Origin of the sequence: Marinobacterium sp. xm-d-579 (assembly GCF_013282935.1) — a bacterium.
Lineage (GTDB): Bacteria > Pseudomonadota > Gammaproteobacteria > Pseudomonadales > Balneatricaceae > Marinobacterium_E.
In genome coordinates this window covers 282,845-303,232 of the sequence record NZ_WBYP01000002.1, presented here as the reverse complement: position 1 = coordinate 303,232, position 20,388 = coordinate 282,845, and the positions used below count along the sequence as shown (strand labels likewise).

The 20,388-nt window shown below is 49.3% G+C and carries 20 protein-coding genes; 8 read left to right on the top strand and 12 right to left on the bottom strand.

Features of this window, described 5'->3' with window-relative positions; genetic code table 11:
- Nucleotides 1-5: 5 nt before the first annotated feature.
- From rsxB to XMD579_RS05120, 8 genes are all read left to right on the top strand, one after another.
- Complete coding sequence (rsxB, locus tag XMD579_RS05155) at nt 6-599, top strand: electron transport complex subunit RsxB (RefSeq protein ID WP_173505983.1); 594 nt, start codon at nt 6-8, stop codon at nt 597-599.
- Nucleotides 596-2,668 (top strand): electron transport complex subunit RsxC, encoded by a 2,073-nt coding sequence (rsxC, locus tag XMD579_RS05150; RefSeq protein ID WP_371815187.1) that lies wholly within the window; start codon nt 596-598, stop codon nt 2,666-2,668. Before rsxB ends, rsxC begins: the two co-directional genes overlap by 4 nt.
- A 9-nt stretch (nt 2,669-2,677) precedes the next feature.
- Nucleotides 2,678-3,730 carry an RnfABCDGE type electron transport complex subunit D gene (locus XMD579_RS05145; protein ID WP_173505982.1) on the top strand — a complete coding sequence of 351 codons (1,053 nt, stop codon included), beginning with the start codon at nt 2,678-2,680 and terminating at the stop codon, nt 3,728-3,730.
- A 2-nt stretch (nt 3,731-3,732) separates the two neighbouring features.
- Nucleotides 3,733-4,389, top strand: a complete 657-nt coding sequence (rsxG, locus tag XMD579_RS05140; RefSeq protein WP_173480850.1) for an electron transport complex subunit RsxG — start codon at nt 3,733-3,735, stop codon at nt 4,387-4,389.
- Nucleotides 4,379-5,089, top strand: coding sequence for an electron transport complex subunit E (locus tag XMD579_RS05135; protein WP_173480849.1), 711 nt, complete (start codon nt 4,379-4,381; stop codon nt 5,087-5,089). The genes rsxG and XMD579_RS05135 overlap by 11 nt, the downstream gene beginning before the upstream one ends.
- Nucleotides 5,090-5,092: 3 nt before the next feature.
- Nucleotides 5,093-5,728, top strand: coding sequence for an endonuclease III (gene nth / locus XMD579_RS05130; protein WP_173480848.1), 636 nt, complete (start codon nt 5,093-5,095; stop codon nt 5,726-5,728).
- A gap of 8 nt (nt 5,729-5,736) precedes the next feature.
- Nucleotides 5,737-6,147, top strand: coding sequence for a DUF2185 domain-containing protein (locus tag XMD579_RS05125; RefSeq protein WP_173480847.1), 411 nt, complete (start codon nt 5,737-5,739; stop codon nt 6,145-6,147).
- Nucleotides 6,148-6,343: 196 nt separating this feature from the next.
- Nucleotides 6,344-6,757, top strand: a complete 414-nt coding sequence (locus XMD579_RS05120) for an Hsp20 family protein (protein WP_173480846.1) — start codon at nt 6,344-6,346, stop codon at nt 6,755-6,757.
- A gap of 205 nt (nt 6,758-6,962) precedes the next feature.
- On the opposite strand, the gene XMD579_RS05115 is transcribed toward XMD579_RS05120, so the two are convergent.
- From XMD579_RS05115 to XMD579_RS05060, 12 genes are all read right to left on the bottom strand, one after another.
- A complete protein-coding gene (locus tag XMD579_RS05115; protein WP_173482435.1) occupies nt 6,963-7,910 on the bottom strand; it encodes a tRNA-dihydrouridine synthase in 948 nt (315 codons plus the stop codon).
- Nucleotides 7,911-7,922: 12 nt separating this feature from the next.
- Nucleotides 7,923-9,152 carry an O-succinylhomoserine sulfhydrylase gene (locus XMD579_RS05110; RefSeq protein WP_173495527.1) on the bottom strand — a complete coding sequence of 410 codons (1,230 nt, stop codon included), beginning with the start codon at nt 9,150-9,152 and terminating at the stop codon, nt 7,923-7,925.
- Nucleotides 9,153-9,161: 9 nt separating this feature from the next.
- Nucleotides 9,162-10,682: an amidophosphoribosyltransferase gene (gene purF, locus XMD579_RS05105; RefSeq protein ID WP_173495526.1), complete on the bottom strand. Its 1,521-nt coding sequence runs from the start codon at nt 10,680-10,682 to the stop codon at nt 9,162-9,164.
- 19 nt (nt 10,683-10,701) lie between these two features.
- The gene (locus XMD579_RS05100; protein WP_173480842.1) at nt 10,702-11,223 is read right to left on the bottom strand and encodes a CvpA family protein; all 522 of its coding nucleotides are present in this window, start codon (nt 11,221-11,223) and stop codon (nt 10,702-10,704) included.
- A gap of 84 nt (nt 11,224-11,307) precedes the next feature.
- A complete protein-coding gene (locus tag XMD579_RS05095) occupies nt 11,308-11,898 on the bottom strand; it encodes an SPOR domain-containing protein (protein ID WP_217363888.1) in 591 nt (196 codons plus the stop codon).
- Entirely contained in the window at nt 11,880-13,151 is a 1,272-nt protein-coding gene (gene folC / locus XMD579_RS05090; protein WP_173505981.1) for a bifunctional tetrahydrofolate synthase/dihydrofolate synthase, read from the bottom strand. Before folC ends, XMD579_RS05095 begins: the two co-directional genes overlap by 19 nt.
- A gap of 22 nt (nt 13,152-13,173) precedes the next feature.
- Nucleotides 13,174-14,049, bottom strand: coding sequence for an acetyl-CoA carboxylase, carboxyltransferase subunit beta (accD, locus tag XMD579_RS05085; protein WP_173480840.1), 876 nt, complete (start codon nt 14,047-14,049; stop codon nt 13,174-13,176).
- 21 nt (nt 14,050-14,070) lie between these two features.
- Nucleotides 14,071-14,874, bottom strand: a complete 804-nt coding sequence (trpA, locus tag XMD579_RS05080) for a tryptophan synthase subunit alpha (protein ID WP_173484486.1) — start codon at nt 14,872-14,874, stop codon at nt 14,071-14,073.
- Between the two features lie 12 nt (nt 14,875-14,886).
- On the bottom strand, nt 14,887-16,101 hold the full coding sequence (trpB, locus tag XMD579_RS05075) for a tryptophan synthase subunit beta (RefSeq protein ID WP_173482431.1): 1,215 nt from the start codon (nt 16,099-16,101) through the stop codon (nt 14,887-14,889).
- A complete protein-coding gene (locus tag XMD579_RS05070) occupies nt 16,085-16,711 on the bottom strand; it encodes a phosphoribosylanthranilate isomerase (protein WP_371731704.1) in 627 nt (208 codons plus the stop codon). The genes trpB and XMD579_RS05070 overlap by 17 nt, the downstream gene beginning before the upstream one ends.
- 94 nt (nt 16,712-16,805) lie before the next feature.
- The gene (gene truA, locus XMD579_RS05065) at nt 16,806-17,642 is read right to left on the bottom strand and encodes a tRNA pseudouridine(38-40) synthase TruA (RefSeq protein ID WP_173480837.1); all 837 of its coding nucleotides are present in this window, start codon (nt 17,640-17,642) and stop codon (nt 16,806-16,808) included.
- A gap of 3 nt (nt 17,643-17,645) precedes the next feature.
- Nucleotides 17,646-20,294, bottom strand: coding sequence for a FimV/HubP family polar landmark protein (locus XMD579_RS05060; protein WP_173482430.1), 2,649 nt, complete (start codon nt 20,292-20,294; stop codon nt 17,646-17,648).
- Between the last annotated feature and the right edge of the window lie 94 nt (nt 20,295-20,388).

Sequence of the window (20,388 nt, the reverse complement as noted above, 5' to 3'; positions counted from 1 at the left end):
GCCGCATGAGTAGCGTTGCACTAGCCATTCTTGTTCTCGCCATTCTGGCATTGATCTTTGGTGTCATTCTTGGCTTCGCAGCCGTCCGCTTCAAAGTGGAGGGTGACCCGATTGTTGATCAAATTGACGCCCTGTTACCACAAACTCAATGTGGCCAATGTGGTCACCCTGGCTGCCGCCCTTACGCTGAAGGTATCGCAGCAGGTGAAGCGATCAATAAGTGTCCACCTGGTGGGCAGACCACCATTGACCAATTGGCCGAGTTGCTTAACGTTGATTCTATTCCTCTGGACTCAGAGCACGGGGTCGAGGATGTTCGTAAGGTCGCTTACATTCGTGAAGATGAGTGCATTGGCTGTACTAAGTGTATTCAAGCCTGCCCAGTCGATGCCATTTTAGGTGCAGCAAAACAGATGCACACCGTCATTGTCGATGAGTGTACCGGTTGTGATCTCTGTGTTGAGCCCTGCCCTGTCGACTGTATTGATATGCTGCCAGTGGCGACGACAACACTGAACTGGAAGTGGCCAGAACCACCTCAAACCAATAATCTGATTGCGACGGATAGACAGCCTCGCTTTGAGGAGAATCCATCGTGAAGGTATTCAGTTTTCACGGCGGCATTCACCCGCCAGAAAATAAGAAGCAGTCTACTCGCGCTTCAGTGCGGACCATGCCCATTCCTAAAAACTTGGTCATTCCAACCCAGCAACACCTTGGCCTAGCCGCTGACCCTGTTGTCTCTGTTGGAGATAAAGTACTTAAAGGACAGATCATCGCTGAACCCGTAGGGCGCATAAGTGCGTCGTTGCATGCACCTACTTCCGGCACCGTTACCGCGATCGAAGCACAACCCGTGCCGCACGCGTCGGGTCTAACCGCTGAGTGTATTGTGATTGAATCAGATGGCCTAGATCAGTGGATTGAACATCAGGCAATTGATTATAAGGGCATAGAGCGTTCTGCACTGGTTAAACAGATTCGCCAAATGGGTATTGCAGGTATGGGTGGTGCAGGCTTCCCGACCGATGTGAAATTGAACTTGGGTTCAGATCACATTGTCACCACCTTGATTATCAATGCGGCTGAGTGTGAGCCCTACATTACTGCTGACGATATGCTGATGCGTGAGCACGCCTCTGAAATATTAGAAGGTATTAAAATCATTCAGCATCTGTTGGAGCCAACTCATACCCTAATTGGTATAGAGGATAACAAGCCCAACGCGATTCGCGCCCTCAATGAGGCGCTCGCTGAAACTGATATCGATGTGGATCTCGTCGTGGTTCCGACCAAATACCCTTCCGGTGGTGAACGCCAATTGATTCAGCTTTTAACCGGTGTAGAAGTACCGAGTGGCAAAATACCGGCTGACATTGGCATTGTGGTGCAAAACGTTGGGACGGCTCAGGCGCTGCATCGCGCGATCAATCACGGGGAGCCATTAATACAACGTATTGTGACGGTAACCGGTGAGGCAGTTGAGCACCCTGGGAACTTCTGGACACTGATCGGAACACCTTTTTCAGAACTGCTTTCGGCGGCTGATCTAAAACCGGGCGCCATGCATCGTCTGGTGATGGGCGGTCCAATGATGGGGGTTGCCGCAGAAACCGATTCAATTCCGGTCATCAAAACAACCAACTGTCTGATCGCGGCGACCGATAGCGAGATGCCCGAAGCGCCTGCGGCACAGCCCTGTATCCGATGTGGAATGTGTGAACAGGCCTGCCCTGCACAACTGCTTCCGCAGCAGCTCTACTGGTTTGCAAAAGGCAAAGAGTTTGAGAAGGCGAAAAACCATAACCTGTTTGACTGTATAGAGTGCGGAGCTTGCGCCTACGTCTGCCCTAGCAGCATTCCTCTGGTGCAATTCTACCGTTTTGCCAAATCTGAGATCCGTGCAGAGGAACTTGAACAACGCAAAGCTGACCATGCTCGTGAGCGATTCGAAGCGAGACAAGCTCGCCTAGAACGCGAGGCAATCGAGAAAGCGGAACGACGTAAAGCACGCGCGGCTGAAGCGGCTAAAGCTCAAGCAGAACGTAAGAAACAGTCCAGCAGTGAAACTGCGCAAGATGACACAGCGGCACTGAAAACAGCTGCGGCCGTTGCCAGAACCAAATTGAAGAAAGCCGAAATCGCCCTCAAAAATGCCCAAGATAAAGGTCTGGATGGCGTTGAAACTCTGCAAGCGACTGTCGATAAACTTAAACAGGCAGCGACTGAGGCTGAACAGGCCCTTCAGAACAGCTCTACAACGGAAGCAGTCCAATCAACGCCAACTAAGAGCGAACCGAAAGAGACTAAACCGGATCTAAAAGCGCTGAAGCAGCAAGTTTCGATCATGCGCACCAAGTTGAAGAAGGCAGAAGCCGCCGAAGAGAAAGACGAAAGCGTAATCGAAGCGTTGAAGTCTCGCCTAGAAGAGGCAAGCAAAGCCCATACTGATGCTGACAATGCTCTGATTGAACTGGCCCAGAGCGCAGGAATTGATCTTAAACAGCTGCGCATTGATGTTGCCATGGCGAAGGTTGCCATAACCAAGATTGAACGTGCGATCAGCAAGAGTGATGACGTGACAGAGCAAGAAGCTCTGAAAACCGATCTTGAGTCAGCCAAAAGTCATTTCGCTCAACTTGAATCACAACTTAAACCGTACGAGTAGGATTAACAGATGTCACTGATACGGATGAGTTCACCCCACGTTACCCGCAGCAATACCAGCTCTGGTGTCATGCAGCTAGTCATTCTGGCGATGATTCCAGGCATACTCGCGCTGACCCTCTTCTTCGGTTGGGGTACTTTGATTCAGGTTGCGATCTGCCTAGCCTCAGGGCTCGCGTTTGAAGCGCTTGCTCTGAAGATGCGCGGACTGCCCATTTCACGCTACCTAGGTGATTATTCCGCCACGGTAACGGCACTTCTATTAGCAGTCTCTATACCGCCCTCAGCACCGCTCTGGATCGGTATTGTTGGGATGTTTGTTGCGATTCTATTTGCTAAACAGGTTTATGGCGGCATTGGTAATAATCCCTTTAATCCAGCAATGGTCGCCTACGCCCTACTGCTGGTCTCATTCCCGGTTCAGATGACCAGTTGGAACCTTCCCTACGTATTAAGTGGCAGTGAGGGTTGGTCCATTCCAGCTATATCGGAGTCACTGTCACTGATCTTTGCCGGATCATCAGAGATGATGGATGCCTACACCGGGGCGACCCCTTTGGATATTCTGCGCAACCGTGATGGTTTTACGACAGAAGAGATGTGGCGCAGCAATCAAACCTTGATTGAGGGTGCCGCAGCCTATCACGCCCTTTCGGCCGCATGGTTTATGGGTGGCATCTACCTGATCTACAAAAAGGTATTCACTTGGCATACCCCTGTCAGCATTCTTGCCACCCTAGGCTTGGTGAGTGCCATCGCTTATGGTGTCGATCCCAGTAATTTTGTTGACCCGTTTAATCACCTAACACTGGGTGCCACTATGTTAGCGGCGTTTTTTATCGCTACGGATCCGGTTTCATCCGCTACCAGTAACCGCGGTCGAATCGTTTTTGGTATGGGTATCGGATTGTTAATTTTCATTATTCGAACCTGGGGTAACTATCCTGATGCGGTTGCTTTCTCGGTTCTTCTAATGAATCTAGCGGCGCCAATGATCGACCACTACACCCAACCGCGTAGTTACGGCCATAAACGTGCACGTCTTGGACCCAAAGGAGAGTGAGTATGGAGATCAATGAGAACCCTACCACCACTCAATCCATCTCTAAGAGCGCGGTTGGTATTGGTCTATTTGCCGTTTTGTCGGCTGCTGTGATCGCCATTACCCAAGTGACGACGGTCGATCGTATTGATGCCAACGTTCGTGAAGCTGAATCGAAGGCACTCTATGAGATCTTCCCTGCGAGCATTGATGAACAGCTGTATGACCATCGCATTGAACTGGATGCAGGACAGCTGAACGTCGAGACTGGGACCACTGGTTACCAAGCGATACAAAACGATCAGGTAGTGGGGGTTATTTTACCGGTCACCTCCTCTCAGGGTTACTCTGGCGACATTGATCTGATTGTCGGAATCAATGCGGACAGCTCCATTGCTGGTGTGCGAGTCATCTCCCACAAAGAGACCCCAGGGCTTGGCGATAAAATCGATAGAGCTAAATCAGATTGGATAGAAAGCTTCAGAGGGACTCGTCGACAGGGTCAAGATGATTCAAACTGGGCCGTGAAAAAAGATGGCGGTCAATTTGATCAATTTACCGGTGCAACGATCACACCTAGGGCTGTCGTCAAAGCAACCAGCGTTGCGTTAGACTACTTTGAGACCCACAAGAATCTGTTATTGTCACCCGCGAATCGTGAGAAGAGCTATGCAGAGTGAAACACAGACACTGATTAAGAATGGGTTATGGACTAACAACCCAGCCCTGGTTCAACTACTTGGACTCTGTCCACTACTCGCCGTCACCAACTCGGTGGTTAACGCGCTAGGACTTGGATTGGCGACACTGGTCGTTCTGACCGGCAGCAACTTGACGGTATCACTGTTCCGCAAGCTAACACCTGAAACGGTTCGTCTACCCATTTTCGTGATGATTATTGCCGCCTTTGTCACCGCCATCGAATTACTGATGCAGGCCTTCACTTATGAACTCTATACCATTTTGGGTATTTTCATTCCGCTCATCGTCACCAACTGCGTGATTATGGGTCGCGCCGATGCCTTTGCCTCTCGAAATGCGATCAAAGAGTCGTTTATTGACGGCTTCTTTATGTCGATTGGCTTTATGCTGGTCTTGGTCATTCTCGGCGCGATGCGTGAGCTACTGGGCACCGGTGCTCTGTTTGCCAACATGGATCTTCTATTCGGAGAGATGGCAACGAACTGGCATATTACACTGGCAGATGACTACCCTAACTTCCTATTTGCCATTCTACCGCCGGGCGCATTCCTCGGTTTAGGCCTTTTGATCGCACTGAAAAACCTGATTGATCAGCGAATCAAAGAGCGACAACCAATCCCTGAGCCAACCGAAGCTCCCGTAAGTACGGGTTCGAAACGGGTCCGCGTAACAGGCTAAGCGATGAACAAACTAAAACGCATCGAGATCTTCGAGCGACTAAAAGCGGACAATCCACATCCAACAACCGAACTAGAGTACAGTTCGCCGTTTGAGCTGCTGGCAGCCGTGCTTCTATCGGCTCAGGCTACTGACGTTGGAGTGAACAAAGCGACTCGCAAGCTATTCCCTATCGCCAACACACCGCAGGCGATCATTGATTTGGGCATTGAAGGGCTTAAAGAGAAAATTAAGACCATCGGCCTATTCAATACCAAGGCTGAGAATCTGATGAAGACCTGCCATATGCTGGTCGATCTTCATAACTCAGTGGTTCCAGACAACCGAGAAGATCTTGAAGCGCTCCCAGGCGTTGGACGCAAGACCGCCAATGTCATTCTAAATACCGCCTTTGGCCAACCCACCATGGCAGTTGATACCCATATATTCCGTGTCTCCAACCGGACCGGGATCGCCCCAGGTAAAAATGTATTAGAGGTCGAGAAGCGACTGCTGCGCCTTGTGCCAAAGGAGTATTTAATCGATGCCCACCATTGGTTGATACTGCATGGCCGCTATGTCTGCGTCGCTAGAAAGCCTCGATGTGGCGCCTGTAACATTGAAGATTTGTGTGAATTCAAAAAGAAAACAGACTACTAGGATCCATTATGAGCAACGATGACAACAAGCCCTACCAAGGTGAAACCAACCAGACCAAAAATGGCTTTTTAACACTGATGTCTCGTTTAGTAATTGATGAAAAGTTGCCGGTTCGTTTTATGTATAAAACCGTCCCTGAGCATCTAAATGATACCGGATGGCGACTATTCACTGGGTATGAAGATGATGAGTTTCTAGCCAACGAACAGGTGAATATGATTCCCATGCCCACAGAGAAAGTCGTGAAAATAGACCCCTCCTTAGAGCCCCTGCTTGAGTACAACGCTGGCACTGTCTGGGAGCGTGCACCTGAATCCGAAGGCTGGGAGCGTGTCTACGACTATAAGATTCCAAGTGCTAACGTCGATGTCGAGATCACCAATGATGTGGATCAGTTCGGTAACGAAACAACCCACTGATTAATCTCTATTAATCGCGACCCTTTTTACCCTACTCCCTTGGGTCGCGATTCAGTTAAATTCCGCTCTTGAATTTTCTAGTTACTATCCCCAAATAATCTATGTAGGCAGTGACCATGAGGTACTGCACTTCCTAACCACGCCGCTTGGGTGGTTTAACTTTGAACTACATATTGCTTAATTTGAGGATATGACCATGCGTAATTTTGACCTAACACCCCTATACCGTTCAGCAATTGGCTTCGATCGCCTAGCCAACATGATTGATACCGCTAACCGAAGCGAACAATCAGCTTACCCTCCGTACAATATCGAAGCGACCGGAGAGAACTCTTACCGCATTACTATGGCTGTAGCCGGCTTTACTCGCGAAGAGATTGAGATTACCAGCGAGAGCGGCAACCTAGTGATTCGTGGTAACAAAGCGGAAGATCAAGTAGAGCGTACCTACCTCTACCAAGGCATCGCAGCCCGTAACTTTGAGCGCAGATTCCAACTAGCCGATCACGTCCGCGTTGAAAATGCGTCGATGGAAAATGGACTGCTTCACGTTGAATTGATCCGTGAAATTCCAGAAGCGATGAAAGCTCGTCGGATTGAGATTAGCTAAGAATAGACTTAAAAAAACGCGGCATTTGCCGCGTTTTTTAACCGTGACTGGCCTTCAGCCTGTCATCGACCCTTGCCGCTTCTTCCAGAAGATAGAGCAAAATCTACCAGCGGATGACAGGCTGAAAGCCAGTCACCGTCACGAGATGTAGGAGCGAATTAGCGCGAAGCGATAAACCGCGATCTGTTATGAAAGCCAAAACTGATTACTGGAGTCGGCTTTTAAGAACATCCCCAATCTTCACAGCATCCCGCTCGGTTCTTAGCTCTTGGAATAGCTCTTTGGCTTGCGGATAGTGCCAGCCTAGCATATTGCACCACTGTTTAATACGACCATGCACATGACGCTCTTCAATTAACGAGAAGACATCATCATAAAACTCAAGGATATTCGGCTTTAGCAGCTGCCAACACTCATCCAAATCGGTCGGGTAGCTTCTATCTTTAATCTGAAGCGGTAGCAGTGGGTTAGCGACCCAGCCTCGCCCAATCATGACATCCTCACACCCACTGACCTCTCGGCATCGGTCATAGTCTTCGACGTTCCAGACTTCGCCATTGGCAATCACCGGGATCGAGACCGCATTTCGAATCTTGGCGATCCACTCCCAGTGTGCCGGCGGTTTGTACCCTTCTACCTTTGTGCGGGCATGCACAGTAAGATAGCTCGCACCAGCCGCTTCGATCGCCTGCGCATTATCGATTGCCAATGATTTGTCTTCATACCCTAGGCGCATTTTAGCGCTGACTTCGATATGGCTAGGAACCGCATCACGCACCGCTTTAACGGCATCATGAACGACCTCGGGCTCCTTAAGGAGAATCGATCCACCCCTACTCTTATTAACGGTTTTGGCGGGGCAGCCGAAGTTCATATCAATCGCAGGCGCGCCCAACTCAAGTGCAGTTAAAGCATTTTTAGCCAGGGATTCAGGATCAGAACCCAATAACTGAACAACCAGAGGGGTATCGCCGTAACCGCAATAATCCTGTTTCAGCTCTGGGATCAGTTTATGAAAGACTTTAGGGGGGAGCAGCGTGTCATTAACACGCACAAACTCGGAGACCATCTGATCAGCTCCGCCCACTCGAGCGATGAGGCGACGCATGCTGTAATCAACAACGCCCTCCATCGGGGCAACAATCAGACGCATAAAAAGTCGATTTTAAATGGCGTCTAAGCCACGCTGTAGATCGCGCTTGAGATCGTCAACGTTCTCTAGGCCGACAGAGAGACGAATCAAGCTATCTTGAATACCCGCTTCTGCACGAGCTTCAGCTGACATACGTCCGTGAGTCGTCGTTGCAGGGTGAGTGATTGTGCTCTTAACATCGCCTAGATTACCGGTAATCGAGATGACTTCGGTTGCGTCGATAAACGACCAAGCCGCCTCTTGCTGGCTCAGGGTATCGCTCGCAACTTCAAATCCAAGTACCGCACCAAATCCTGATTGCTGACGAGCAGCCAGTTCATGTTGTGGATGCGAAGCGAGACCTGAGTAGTAGACTCTGGCTACTTTAGGCTGGGCCTCTAGCCACTGTGCAATCTCTAGTGCAGCCTCGCTGTGCGCTCTCATTCGCAGTGGAAGTGTCTCTAAGCCTTTTTGGAAAACCCATGCGTTGAATGGACTCAGACAAGAGCCCGCTGTTCGGATAAACCCGAACACCTCTTCCATATCAGCGTCTGAACCAACCACAACGCCACCGACAACACGCCCCTGTCCATCAAGGTGTTTAGTGGCCGAGTGCATGACAATATCCGCACCCAACGACAGTGGCTTTTGCAAAGCGGGTGTTAGAAAACAGTTATCCACCACTAACTTAGCACCCGCTGCATGTGCCACGTCAGCAACGGCCTGTATGTCCGTCACCTCGGCTAAAGGGTTACTGGGCGTCTCTAGGAAAAACATACGGGTTGTTGGACGCACAGCCGATTGCCATGCGGTTAAATCTTTAGGATCAACAAAGGTCGTTTCGATCCCCGCTCGACTCACGTACTTTTCAAACAGTGATACGGTTGAACCAAACACAGAGCGAGAACAGACCACATGATCGCCCTGTTTCATTAATGACAAACAGAGACTCATAATGCCCGCCATCCCTGAACTTGTCGCGATGGCGCGCTCCCCACCCTCTAGCGCCGCAATACGACGCTCAAAGGCCTGAACCGTTGGATTGGTAAAACGTGAGTAGACATTGCCTTCGATGTTGCCGGCAAAGGTATCAGCAGCCTCTTTTGCTGAGCTGTAGACAAAACTAGAGGTTGGGAAGATTGCGTCGGAGTGTTCACCCTCTTCACTACGCCACTGACCCGCTCTAACTGCGAGCGTCTCTACCGCGTAGTGATCATCACTGAACTGAATCCTTTCAGGTCGTTCGAACTGCTTACTTCCCATGCTTCATCCTTAAAAAGCTTTATGTAGGTTGGTAGACTCGTTTCCTTCGGTCTGTTCATCATCAGCACTCGCCTTAGCACCGTCGTTGCGCTTAGCATCGATGTTATCAAGGTAACTGCTGGTCACTGTTCCAGTGACATACTCGCCATTGAAGACACAGGTATCGAACTGAGTAATCGCAGGGTTTAGTTCTGTGACACAGGCTTTTAGATCATCAAGATCTTGGTAGAGCATCCAATCACAACCGATCTCTTTACCCACCTCTTCCGCAGTACGACCATGTGCAATCAACTCACTGGCACTGGGCATGTCGATACCGAATACGTTGGGGTAACGAACTTCAGGGGCTGCTGAGGCAAAGTAGACTTTACGCGCACCTGCATCACGTGCCATTTCAACAATCTGAGCGGACGTAGTACCACGTACAATAGAGTCATCAACCAGCATAACCACTTTGTCTTTAAACTCAGATTGAATCGGGTTCAGTTTTTGACGAACCGACTTCTTACGCTGAGTCTGCCCAGGCATGATGAAGGTACGGCCGATGTAACGGTTTTTGATAAAGCCTTCGCGGTAGGTCACTTTCAGGCTTTTCGCCATCTCAAGTGCCGCTGTACGGCTGGTATCAGGGATTGGAATGATGACGTCGATATCGTGCTCTGGGAACTCACGGCGCACCTTATCCGCCAATTTCACACCCATCGCCATGCGCGCGTTGTGAACCGGTGTCTCATCAATGATCGAGTCTGGACGAGCTAGGTAGACGTACTCAAACAGACAAGGAGCAAGCACGGGTGTTTCAACACACTGCTTGGTAAAGATCTCACCCTCTTGAGTAATGAAGATCGCTTCACCAGGCGCCACATCACGCACCATCTCGAAGCCGGCAGTATCCAACGCAACACTCTCTGAGGCCACCATGTATTCAACGCCTGCTTCGGTTTCACGCTTACCGTAAACCAGTGGGCGTATGCCAAAAGGATCACGAAAAGCGGCCAGACCCAGACCGGTGATGATCGCAACAACGGCATAACCACCCTGACAACGCTTATGGACCGTTTCCACGACGTTGAAGATATCTTCAGAGGTTGGGTGTAACTTGCCCAACAACTGCAGCTCATGGGCAAAAACGTTCAGTAACACTTCTGAATCAGAGGTGGTATTGATGTGGCGAAGATCAGAACGGAACACCTCATCAGCCAACTGCTCAGAGTTGGTTAGGTTACCGTTGTGTGCCAACGCAATACCGTAAGGTGAGTTGACATAGAATGGCTGAGCTTCTGCTGAGCTTGAGCTACCGGCTGTTGGGTAGCGCACGTGGCCAATACCCATCTCGCCATTCAGTTTTTTCATGTGTCGTGTACGGAAGACTTCGTTGACTAAGCCATTATCCTTACGCAGATAAAAGCGGTTACCTTCACAAGTAACCATACCCGCAGCATCTTGGCCACGGTGTTGTAGGACTGTTAACGCATCAAAAATTGTCTGGTTAACATAGGTTTTGGCTACGATGCCAACTATTCCACACATCCGATCTACCTATATCGAACTAATTCACGGCACTGGCGCTGGCTGGATCACTGCTGAGTGTCCAGATTACACCACCTATCTCTTTTGCAGTCTCTTTGGTCCACTCCTCCATCAAAACGAAGTGAGGAATGAGCTGAGAATCTTTCCACCATTGATCCTCAACGGCTGGGGTTAGCCCCAACAGAGCAACAATGACAACAACAACCAGACCGCCACGAACGGCACCAAAGCCCATTCCAAGGATACGATCGGTTGCAGACAAACCAGTCGCACTGATCAAAGCGGTAATCAATTTACCGACAAGAGCACCCACGATCAGTGTTAATACAAATAGAGCGGCAAAGGCTGCCAACATACGGAGGGATGGGGTCTCGATGTAATCAACCAAATAGGTACTCAGACTGGTTGAAAACAGGCGCGCCACTATAAAAGCACTGACCCAAGTGACAAGTGATAGAGCTTCTCGCACGAATCCACGCTTGAGGCTTAATAGACTGGACACGGCAACGATGCCGATAATTAGCCAATCAGTCCAGATCATCTTCTCTATCCAAAGTTAAAAACAGCTGCATTTTATCAGAGTGGATCGGTTTACCCAATGAACTCTTGATCTATTTATCATCGCTTACTGAGTTGTAAAGCGCACAATCATACCATCCAATGAGTACTGCTCTTTGATCGACTCTTTTAGCGACTCTAAACGGGTACGTTGCATTTCTGGCCCGATGTAGACACGAACTAGGTCGTTGGCACGACGGATATAGACCTTGTATCCCGCTTTTGTCAGATCAGCGCGAAGAGACTTAGCATTTCGCTCATCTTTGAAACTTGCTAACTGCAAAGACCAGGCCGCCGGAATTCCGTTCTCATCCAAAGCTGGCATATCTTCTGCCGGCGAGACCTCTTCAGGAGCACGTTGCTTCATCTTTTCGACCACCTCTACTGGCGGTGCTTTGATCACAACGGGCTGAGCCACTGGCGCTGGCTCGTTAATCACCTCGGGTTCGTTGATTGTCTCATCCAAAACAACCGCTGGAGCCGCTTCCATAACGGGCGGCAAGGTCGGTGCAGGAGGAATACGATCCACAATTTTACGCTCTTTATAGCCTGCGGCATCGAAGATCAGCGGAGCGATAGAGAGTGAGATTACCAAGAGCGCTCCCAACCCTAACAATCGACGGCGAATACTTGCCTGAATTAATGCGTCTTGAGCCAACTAAGGGCCTCCGTAACGGTTAGAAAAGAGCCGCAGATCAGAACCTGCTCACTCTCTGAAGTAGAGTTTGATAATTGATCAAGCGCCTCGGATACAGACGCGAAACATTGATGAGGGTTGTTTGCCCCAACCAGATTCACAAGCTCTTCAGCTTGACTGGCGCGCGGTCCTTGCAGTGAAACCAAGTACCACTCATCGGTGATCGGCCTCAGTGCCTCAATCACACCCTGTCGATCTTTATCATTAAGCATACCCAGCACTAGGGTTCGTTTCGACGGCTTAGGCTGTTGCTGCAATCGATCCGCTAAGTACTCAGCCGCTTGCGGATTGTGTGCCACATCAAGAAGACACTCGGTTACACCGATTGTTTCACTCTGCATGCGACCGGTGAGTTGTACACTCTCTAATCCACTAGCGATCGACTCAATGGAAACGTCAGGAGCAATCAACGTCAATACTTGCAGAACAGTTGCAGCATTAATCAGTGGCAAAGGAGGCACTTGCAGATCAAAGTAAGCGATATGCTCACCCTTCAGATCGACACCCGACCAGTTCCAGACCTTCTGAGCGTCATCTAATCGATAATCTTGGTTAAATTGGTAGAGCGGAGCATTCAGTTCAGCCGAGTGTTGAACAATCGATCGAGCTGCCGGTGACATCGCACAGACCGCTGGTTTATTAGGTCGAAAAATACCCGCTTTTTCGCGCGCGATGGACTCGATGTCGTCGCCCAACCAATCAATATGGTCCAACGCAATGGAGGTAATCACAGCGATGTCAGCATCGACAATGTTAACGGCATCCAATCGCCCGCCGAGCCCAACTTCTAAAATCACATAATCAAGAGCCAGGTCTGAAAAGATGATCAGCGCAGCCAGTGTGCCGTACTCAAAGTAGGTTAAAGAGATCTCTTCTCGAGCTTGATCTATCCGACAAAATGCATCAACAATGACTTCATCAGATGAATCTAATCCGTTGATCTTTATCCGTTCATTGTAGTTTAAAAAATGAGGGGAGCTGTAGACACCGGTGGTAAAATCTGATGCGCGAAGAATAGAATCCAACATCGCGCAGGTTGAACCCTTACCGTTGGTACCCGCTACAGTGATGACTTTACTGCGAGAAAAATCCAGATTCAGGCGACCGGCCACTTCAGCAACACGATCTAAACCCAAATCAATCTCAGATGGATGAGCGGCCTCAATGACTTCGAGCCACTCTTCCAAACTGTTAGTTGAGCTCAATTTGCTCATAACCCAATCGTCTTCTGAGCGCTTAGTCGGCGAGTTGTTGAGCAGGCTGGCCCTGCATTTGACGAAGCATTTTAGCAAGACGGCTACGCATCTCACCGCGCTCAATAATCATATCAACTTGCCCATGCTCTAGAAGGAACTCACTGCGCTGGAACCCTTCAGGAAGTTTTTCACGAACGGTCTGCTCGATAACACGTGGACCTGCAAAGCCAACCAGTGCACGAGGCTCAGCAACGTTCAAATCACCCAGCATAGCAAGGCTGGCAGAGACACCACCGTAGACAGGGTCAGTTAACACAGAGATGAAAGGGATACCTTTGGTACGCATCTCTTCAAGTACGGCCGATGTACGAGCCATTTGAAAAAGGGAGAATAGCGCTTCTTGCATACGAGCACCGCCTGAAGCAGAGAAGCAGACCAGAGGAATACCCTCAGCCAATGAGACTTCAGCAGCACGTACAAAGCGCTCACCTACAACTGTACCCATTGAACCACCCATGAAACGGAACTCGAAAGCGACCGCAGCAACTGGGTTGCCCTCTAAGGTACCCTTCATCGCAACCAATGCGTCTTTCTCACCGGTATCGCGCTGAGCAGCCGTTAGACGATCTTTGTATTTCTTAGAGTCTTTGAACTTAAGACGATCGATTGGCTCAATATCAGCTGCAATCTCTTTCGTTGACCCTTCATCAAGGAAGTAGTTCAAACGCTGACGGGCGCCAATACGTAGGTGATGATCACATTTAGGGCAGACATGTAAGGTCTTATCTAACTCTGGCTTGTACAGCACACTTTCACACTTTGGACACTTCTCCCAAAGCCCTTCTGGAATGCTGTTGCGTTTTTTCTCATCATTACGTGCCAGTGACGGTACGATCTTTTCCAACCAGTTACTCATGGTACTCCCTAAATGATCGACTTAAGCGTCGATCGCTTGACGCATTTCTTTAACTATACCTGCAACTGCAGCAGGAATCTTCCCTGGCGTGTTTGCCAGTTCTGCAATTTGATTAACCAGCACGGAACCGACAATGGCACCATCGGATACTTTAGAGACGGCTGCAGCAGACTGACCATCACGGATACCGAAGCCTACACAGATCGGCAGATCTGTATCCTGGCGCATATCGCTGATGTAGGCCCCTACTTCATCTACATTCAATGCTTTTGATCCAGTCACACCTTTAACGGATACATAGTAGAGATAACCACTGCCCTGCTCACAGATCGCCTTACGACGTTTTGGAGAGGTTGTCGGTGCAATGAGGAAGATGATATCAAGTGACTCAGCCTTCATTGCCGCCATTAGGCCAGCAGACTCAACCGGTGGCATATCGACCACTAGCACACCATCGACACCTGCCGCTTTAGCGTTTTTAGAAAAGGTTTCGTAGCCCATCACTTCGATAGGGTTAAGGTAGCCCATTAGAACCACCGGTGTTGTCTGATCCTGTTCACGGAACTGAGCAACCATTGCCAATACATCGGTCAAACTGGTGCCGTGCTCAAGGGCACGCTCACAGGCTAACTGAATCACGGGGCCATCGGCCATTGGATCCGAGAAAGGCACACCCAACTCAATGACATCCGCTCCCGCTTCAACTAGTGCATGCATTAGAGGCACGGTAACGCTTGGGTTTGAATCACCACCGGTTACATAAGGGACAATCGCTTTACGTCCCTCTGCCTTCATGGCAGCAAAGCAGGCTTCAATACGACTCATTTAACTCTCCAATTACATCTCAATGCCGTCGATGCCTGCGACGGTATGTATATCTTTATCACCACGACCCGATAGGTTTACAACAATCACTTGATCTGGACTCATCTCTTTTGCCATCTTCATGGCGTAAGCAACCGCGTGAGAGGATTCAAGTGCTGGCATGATACCTTCAACCTGCGTCAACGTACGGAATGCATCGAGTGCCTCGTCATCATTGATCGCAACGTACTCTGCACGGTTAATATCTTTCAAGTAGCTGTGCTCAGGACCTACACCTGGGTAATCAAGACCGGCCGAGACAGAGTGTGTACCGATAATCTGGCCGTTATCATCTTCCATCAGGTAGGTACGCATTCCATGCAGTACGCCTGGACGACCATCACTTAGCGGTGCTGCGTGTTCACCCGTTTCAAGACCGTGACCACCCGCTTCAACACCGATCATACGAACCGACTCATCTTCAATGAATGGGTGGAACATACCGATGGCGTTCGAGCCACCGCCCACACAAGCCACAACAGCATCCGGTAGACGACCAATCTGATTCATACACTGCTGTTTTGTTTCACGCCCGATGACGCACTGAAAATCACGCACAAGCATTGGATAGGGGTGCGGACCAGCAGCAGTTCCAATGATGTAGAAGGTATTATCGACATTGGTTACCCAATCACGCATCGCTTCGTTCATCGCATCTTTAAGCGTTTTAGTGCCCGAAGTAACTGGAATCACTTCAGCACCCAACAGCTTCATGCGGTAGACGTTTAGCGCTTGTCGGCGAACATCCTCTTCACCCATGTAGACCTTACACTCAAGACCCAGACGAGCAGCAACCGTTGCCGAGGCAACACCGTGCTGACCAGCACCTGTCTCAGCGATAACACGCGGCTTACCCATAAACTTAGCCAGAAGTGCCTGACCAATGGTGTTGTTCACCTTGTGTGCACCGGTATGGTTAAGATCTTCACGTTTCAAGTAGATTTTAGCACCGCCCACTTTGTCTGTGAGGCGCTCAGCAAAATAGAGTGGCGAGGGACGACCCACGTAGTGAGCGAGGTCTTTATCAAACTCCTCTTGGAAGTTTGGGTCGTTAGAGAGTTTTTTGTAAACTTCTTCAAGCTCTTCCAGAGCACCCATTAACGTTTCAGAGACAAATCGACCACCGAATTGGCCAAAGTGTCCATTCTCATCGGGTAGCTGCACCTGTGTATTATCTGTTGTTGGCACGGTAAACCTCGTTCATAAAATCTGTCATTTTATTTGAATCTTTAATCCCTTTAGATGCCTCAACACCCCCACTCACATCAACAGCGTAGGGAGACACCTGAGCGATGGCTTCAGCAACATTCTCTGCCGACAAGCCACCCGCCAAAATAATCTTGGTTGCCAGTTCAGTTGGTATTCTGGACCAGTCGAACATTTCACCAGTACCCCCAGGTATCCCAGGGGTATAAGCATCCAAAAGAATCCCTTGTGAGGATGCGTACGTCTCAAACTGAGCCGTTAGATCTAACTCCGGCTTCATGCGAAGCGCTTTGATGTAAGGTCGAGAGAATCTGGAACAAAACTCAGCACTCTCATCACCGTGAAACTGCAATAGATCAACACCTGCTGTGGCGATAACCTGATTAACGACCTCAGCAGATTCATTCACAAACAGAGCCACACTGGTAACGAACGCAGGCAGCTTGGAAATAATTTCAGCAGCCTGTTCTGGAGTAACAGCTCGCGGACTTTTAGCGTAAAAAACAAAGCCAAGCGCATCACACCCAGCATCAACGGCCGATAGCGCGTCATCTATATTGGTGATACCACAAATTTTTACACGAGTTCGCACAATAGAGGCTCTAAATTAGGTCGTTAAAGACAACTGAGTTGATCACTCAATTTATCGGTTGGAAAGTCTACCAAAACAGAGAGAGTTAGTCAGTCTAATGGCCCAAGAAATATGGCCCTGTACCACCCTTCGGCAGTGCAAACTCTTCAGGGTATTCAACATCACAAAAATAGAGTCCCCAAGGCGGAGCGGTCACCCCACCTTTGCGACGATCTTTGGCCTCTAGCACCTCAGCCGCCCACTCTACCTCAGCCTCTCCAGAACCAATTTTCATTAACACACCGGCAATATTTCGAACCATATGGTGTAAAAAAGCATTGGCTTGAATATCGATCACAATGATCTCACCGCTTTTATAAACCTGCAGATCATGCACCGTACGAACGGGACTGTTCGCCTGACAGGCAACCGCTCGATAAGAGCTGAAATCATGCTCACCGATCAGACAACGACTTGCCGATTGCATTCGCCCAACATCAAGACTCTTGTGAGTCCAAGTAACCCCTCTAGAGAGAATCGCCGGTTTAACAGGTGCCGAGTAGATCAGATAGCGGTAGCGTCTTGCTTGAGCAGAAAAACGGGCGTGAAATTGATCCGACACCGGTTTTGCCCAAAGCACCGCAATGTCATCAGGGAGGTGTCGATTCGTACCCATCACCCAGGCACGATCGATTCGCTGATTGGGTGTATCAAAGTGAACAACTTGATAACAGCCATTCACCCCGGTATCGGTGCGGCCAGCACAGACCAGATGCACATCGTGATTCGCAATCTTTGCTAACGCCTGCTGCAGACGTTCCTGAACCGTGACAACCCCTTCATCTGCCTGAATCTGCCAGCCATGATAGTTTGCACCAGCGTACTCAATCCCAAGGGCGTAACGAAAAAGGGCGACTTCCGTCGCCCCTTTGATGTTTTCAATATCGCTCATTAACTAAGCTTTATCCAATTGATCCAAGAGGTTTGCGACCTCCTGCTGCTGAGCAGAAGAGCCTTTGTCTTTCATACTGACAAGGATATCACGAGCAGCCTCATAATCATCCATTTCAATGTAAGCTCTTGCTAGATCTAATCGGGTTTCGTTTTCATCTGCACCACTGTAGAAGTGGGTATCAAAATCTTCTGACTCTGCGGTGTCATTAATCTCTTCTACCACCTCTAGATCGCCATCAACTTCATCGAAAATCTTTTCGATCTCCCCGTCCAGCGCCCCAGAATCACTCTCTTCTACGACAAATTCCCAATGATCGTCAGACTGTCCGTCAGCTTCAACATCTTGATCCACCTCGATATCAAATGCCTCATCGGGAACGCTGGCATCGCCCATCATTGCCTCTAGAGCGACCAGGTCCTCATCAATGGAGTCAGTGTGCGCTGGTTCATCCGTTGAGTCTGCTTGCGGCATATCAACGCCCGGAATTTGGCTCTCTTGTGGTTCTTCGTCAGATTCTGAATCAAACGGCTCGATAACAAAATCGAGGTCTTGCAGCTCTGCACTCTCCTCTTCTACAGGCTCCACAATCGATTCAACCGAATCGGCATCTGCCAGTGAGGCTTCTAGCTCAGAGTCAAGAAACTCCTCTAAATCATCATCTTCCGGCTGCGACTCATCGGCTTCGTTAACCATCGCCTCTTGCTCTTCAGGTGATGACATAGCTGCATTAGCTCTGGAGAGGAAATCATCAGCGTCAGAACTTGTTTCTGTTTCTGTTTCCAGTTCATTATCATCAATGACCTCAGGCTGAGGTTCAACTGAAGCGAGATCACCTGTATTTGATGATTCATCAACGGATTCATTTGGCGGTGACTCTTCAGCAACCTCATCGCTGATCGCTTCCATCTCAGCTTGGGCCGCCTGCTCACTGGCACGAGCTCGAAGCACCTCATCGATCATCGACTGAATCTCAGCTTCAGCCTTAGCGATACTCTCTGAATCAGAATCAGGCTTTGGATCGATGACTGGCTCAATCGACGTTTCCAAAGCGGGTTCAACAGCTGATGGCTCAACGACAGCCATAGTTGGGGTCGACGATGCTGAAGGTACTAGAGGCGCTTCAGAGATAACCTCATCCTCTTTTGCCGCACTGCTCGCGGGTTCACGATAAGGCGCAGGCTTTCTTGAAGATCGTATTAACAACAGCAGCAACAATAGAAAGGCTACAGCACTGCCACCAACGATTTCAGGATTCATTCGAACATAGTCGATCACAGCAGCGACTGGGTCCTCATTACGCTGTTGAGCTAGCTGCATCTGCTGTTCCAACTGCTGTTGCAGTTGCGCAACCTGTTGATCTTTTAGCTCAATTAGACGCTGCATGGTCTGTAGCTGCTCAGCTATAGAGTCCAATTTTGCAGAGAGATCAGCATTGTCACGTTCAACTTTCTCGACACTCTCCTGAGTTACAAGCAGCTGATTTTCCAAGTCTCGATTGAGTGCTTGAAGCTCCTGTTCGCGAGGCGTTGATTCAACGGGCGTAGCAACAGAATCTTGATCTAAAGAGAGAGAAGCTCCCTCCTCTTCAGTTTCAACCACAGAGTTAGAGGGTTCGCTATCAGCTCGGACCTCTACTGAATCTGATACCGTCTGACTAGCCTCAGCTTCTGAACTGCTGGTTGATAGAGGTTGATCTTGTGTCTCGTCAACAGAGACCAACTTCAATTTAGCCTCTGATGGATTAACCACTTCAGAGGTTTGAGCCGAGGGAGCTTCACTCTCTGGTTTAGCAACTGGAGTAACGTCCGCTTTCTCAATAGCTGCAGAAGCGGAGGAACGTCTGCCATTTTTCCAATCTTCATACTGCTTGCGAACTTCGATAGCCGCTTGCCTAACTGATAGCTCATTCGCTTGCGCACTATTGGGCAGCGTGACGACCGTACCGGCTTTAAGAACATTGATATTGTTGGTCGGAAAGCTACTAGGGTTTAGACGCTGAATCGCCAGCATCATCTGGTTGACCGAGACGGATTCATCAGGAAGATTACTTTGAGCCAATGCAAACAGGGTATCATTTACATCGACATAAACCTGATTCGCTGATGAGGTCTCAGTTCTCAGTGTGGTTTGGACAGTTTGCGCCGGGTTCGCTTTTAAAACCTTTTCCGGTTCAGCCTTAAGACCCTCTTTCTGAAGTGAGTCAGTTACTGGAGTGGACGGCACGGATATGGGTGTCGGTTGAGCTGCAGCCTCTACAAACAGAGGAGGATCCAACAACAGGGTGTACTCTCGAACAAGACGACCATTGGGCCAATTCACTTCCATCAAGAAGCTGATAAAGGGCTCACGAACAGGGGTGTCCGAACTAATGACGACTTTAGCACCACCCTGGGCATTGAGCTCAACGTCAAAATCAACCGAACTCAACACGCCAGATCGGCTTAAGCCAGCCAGACTGAAGGCGTCATCATCAGCCAATTTAGGACGAATATCGGATGCTTTTAAATCACGAACTTGTAGCAGTTGAATTTCAGCCTGAAGCGGCTCGTTCAATGCAGATTTTACATTGAGTTCACCTAGGCCTAGGGCATTAGCCTGACTGGCTAACAATGCGGATGAAACGGCAATACTGAGTGCTAAACGACGCACAATAACTTCACTCCACTCTATTAATCCGAAAGGATTAATCTCTCTCTATTGAATGAAGTATTGTTGCTACCCGGTAATGGGTCAAGTTTACCGG

What these genes read in the sequence shown, in the direction of transcription:
- rsxB (WP_173505983.1), top strand. Translation starts at nt 6, where the DNA reads ATGAGTAGCGTTGCACTAGCCATTCTTGTTCTCGCCATTCTGGCATTG.
- XMD579_RS05145 (WP_173505982.1), top strand. Translation starts at nt 2,678, where the DNA reads ATGTCACTGATACGGATGAGTTCACCCCACGTTACCCGCAGCAATACC.
- rsxG (WP_173480850.1), top strand. Translation starts at nt 3,733, where the DNA reads ATGGAGATCAATGAGAACCCTACCACCACTCAATCCATCTCTAAGAGC.
- XMD579_RS05135 (WP_173480849.1), top strand. Translation starts at nt 4,379, where the DNA reads ATGCAGAGTGAAACACAGACACTGATTAAGAATGGGTTATGGACTAAC.
- nth (WP_173480848.1), top strand. Translation starts at nt 5,093, where the DNA reads ATGAACAAACTAAAACGCATCGAGATCTTCGAGCGACTAAAAGCGGAC.
- XMD579_RS05125 (WP_173480847.1), top strand. Translation starts at nt 5,737, where the DNA reads ATGAGCAACGATGACAACAAGCCCTACCAAGGTGAAACCAACCAGACC.
- XMD579_RS05120 (WP_173480846.1), top strand. Translation starts at nt 6,344, where the DNA reads ATGCGTAATTTTGACCTAACACCCCTATACCGTTCAGCAATTGGCTTC.
- XMD579_RS05115 (WP_173482435.1), bottom strand. Translation starts at nt 7,910, where the DNA reads ATGCGTCTGATTGTTGCCCCGATGGAGGGCGTTGTTGATTACAGCATG.
- XMD579_RS05110 (WP_173495527.1), bottom strand. Translation starts at nt 9,152, where the DNA reads ATGGGAAGTAAGCAGTTCGAACGACCTGAAAGGATTCAGTTCAGTGAT.
- purF (WP_173495526.1), bottom strand. Translation starts at nt 10,682, where the DNA reads ATGTGTGGAATAGTTGGCATCGTAGCCAAAACCTATGTTAACCAGACA.
- XMD579_RS05100 (WP_173480842.1), bottom strand. Translation starts at nt 11,223, where the DNA reads ATGATCTGGACTGATTGGCTAATTATCGGCATCGTTGCCGTGTCCAGT.
- folC (WP_173505981.1), bottom strand. Translation starts at nt 13,151, where the DNA reads ATGAGCAAATTGAGCTCAACTAACAGTTTGGAAGAGTGGCTCGAAGTC.
- accD (WP_173480840.1), bottom strand. Translation starts at nt 14,049, where the DNA reads ATGAGTAACTGGTTGGAAAAGATCGTACCGTCACTGGCACGTAATGAT.
- trpA (WP_173484486.1), bottom strand. Translation starts at nt 14,874, where the DNA reads ATGAGTCGTATTGAAGCCTGCTTTGCTGCCATGAAGGCAGAGGGACGT.
- truA (WP_173480837.1), bottom strand. Translation starts at nt 17,642, where the DNA reads ATGAGCGATATTGAAAACATCAAAGGGGCGACGGAAGTCGCCCTTTTT.